The sequence below is a fragment of the Endozoicomonas sp. SESOKO4 genome, assembly GCF_024606275.1.
In genome coordinates this window covers 1-2,394 of sequence record NZ_JAHHPS010000024.1, presented here as the reverse complement: position 1 = coordinate 2,394, position 2,394 = coordinate 1, and the positions used below count along the sequence as shown (strand labels likewise).

The window sequence follows — 2,394 nt, the reverse complement described above, 5'->3', positions numbered from 1 at the left end:
AAGTTTTTGACATCGAAATACTGACATTACTGGACGGGTACAGGGATGAAATGGAACTTATGCATATAGTGACCGTCCTTAAAAAAGCCAAAATCGACATCTCTGACCACATACTCGAGGGATGGAGGCAACAGGCATGCAGCGAAATAAAGCGGTTAAAAAGTCGAGAACCTTTATTATCAGTGGTTGATCCTGATGTTTATCAGAGTTGTCAGGAATTAGAGTTACTTGATGAGTGTGGGAGTATTTTCTAATGGGCTTATGCCTTCAATCTGACCCATCAGATATCATATGTCATAAGTCGTTTAATGAAAGCTTCCTTCGAGCAAACCCGCTCATTTAAAAAAACACCTTCTTCACCAACTCCGTTCATGGCACGCTGAGCAGGAAGGTGCTATACATTCCGGTGCAAATAACAAAGGTCAATCAATGGTCCTGAGTCTATGGGACGCTCACAAAAAAACAAAACTGCCTGCTCGATGGTCCGATCACTGCTTCTGTCAGTGACCATAATGTTTGGGAAGTCGCTGCCTGCAATGGGATTAGTCGACTCAAACTCGCTACCAGCCCGTTTCTTATATGCCAATCAGTTGGTTGAACCTGAACCGCCCAATCCTCATCCGGTAGGGTTTATGCAACACCCTCCCCATTTGCTAAAGCTGCTGCCGAATAACAGTCCTGCTGCGTCACTCCAATTGCCTCCCCTACCCATTTGGCCCATGAAGCAAACACGCCACATTGACCAGATGGTTATGTCCCTTGAAGCCCTGAAGCACTTTTCCACTTCACCGCTCGCCATAGTTGCTGCCGACGGAAACGATGGAGGCAAGCCACCCGGCGGAAACAACTGGAATCCTGACCCGGAGCCCCAGCCTGAACTTACCCCTGCTCTGGCCCCTGTTCAAAAATGCCTGCAACAAAAAAGGCAACTGCTACGAATGCTTCGTATCAAACGGCTATGGGCGATTATGACGGGCCAAACCACGCTGACACGGATTTTGTCAGATCGGATCAGGGTGATTGAAGCGGACCTTCTCGATCTGAAAGGATCAGATCCTGACACGATGCATCCGGGGCTGATTCAGAGATGGTTGGCAGAGCATGATAAGGAACTCATTGTTTACAGTGAGATCACTTCTTGCAGATATTCTGGTCGGCAGGCGGGTACCAGGAAAAAGAATCAACCCTCCAGAATAATCAAAGTCTCAACTACCGCGACAACAGGCCAGATGTTCGGAGCCGCTACCATTAGCCAGAGAATTCGTTCAACAGGCGGCAGTGGTCACGGAGGCGATGATCCAATGACCCCGTCAGCTGAGCAGAATATTGGGGAGCCAGCTGTGACTTGTTCGAAGTGTAACAAGGTACTGAATAAACAGGAATTAAGTCGTATAGCGAATGAGGCAACAGCTTCGGCATTTATTTGCAACAAGTGCCTGTCGGGTACTAAGGGTATAAAAAGAGCAAGAGAAACCGGGGAAGAAACAGAGCCGGATTCATCAGAACCTGCTCGAAAAAAAAACAAGGGCTCGGGTAGAAAGAGAAATCATTCAAAAGCAGTTGCTGCACCACCGACCAAAAAAAGGAAACAGGCAGACACTCAGATCTACGATGACCCATTGGAAAAAATGAAAAAAAATATCAAATACAAATTGAGCGAGGAAGAGCTGGAAAAAGCACAAACCCTGATAGGGGTATTCAATAAAAAAAACATCACTGCCAAGTACACTTTTTATAAAATGCTTGGATTCGTAGATAGAAGGTCTTTTAATGGTTTCTTCGATAATACGATCGCTTTTTTTGAGCACGTTCCTGAAACCATCAAAAATACAGGCATGCTCACGAGCATGCTAAAAAATAAAAAAAAATACATACGTGATTTTGCTGAACATAGCCAGGGTGAGCTCGAATATTTAGCGACTCTGGATGTATTGACTTCCTTATCGTCCATGAATAATGGCAAAGGCGTGCCCGAACATAAAGAAGTGAAAGAGTTGATGGGCTGGCCTGAATGGAAAGACAAGACTGGCGAATTCAATAAGGAGCTTTTCCGCTCTTTCGCGACCATGAACAATGGCCGGGGCGTACCCAAACATGAGGCAGTGAAAGCGGTGCTGGACTGGCCTGAATGGAAAGACAGGGATGGCAAGTTCAACATGAAGTTGTTCCGCTCTTTCTCGTCTATGTACAACACAAAAGGCATTCCCAAACATGAGGAAGTGAAAGAGGTGCTGAGCTGGCAGGAATGGAAAGAGAAGGATGGCGAGTTCAATATGGAGCTATTCCGCTCCTTCTCGTCCATGTACAACACAAAAGGCATCATCAAACACGAGGAAGTAAAAGAGGTACTGGGCTGGCCTGAATGGAAAGACAAGGACGGCGAGTTCAATATGG

At 46.1% G+C, this 2,394-nt stretch carries 2 protein-coding genes; both read left to right on the top strand.

Features of this window, described 5'->3' with window-relative positions; all coding sequences use genetic code 11:
* On the top strand, positions 1-254 hold a 254-nt coding region (locus tag KDK16_RS00405; protein ID WP_257255434.1), incomplete at its 5' end, for a hypothetical protein.
* Between the two features lie 225 nt (positions 255-479).
* Positions 480-2,394: hypothetical protein (locus KDK16_RS00400; RefSeq protein ID WP_257274202.1), on the top strand; the 1,915-nt coding region annotated here is incomplete at its 3' end.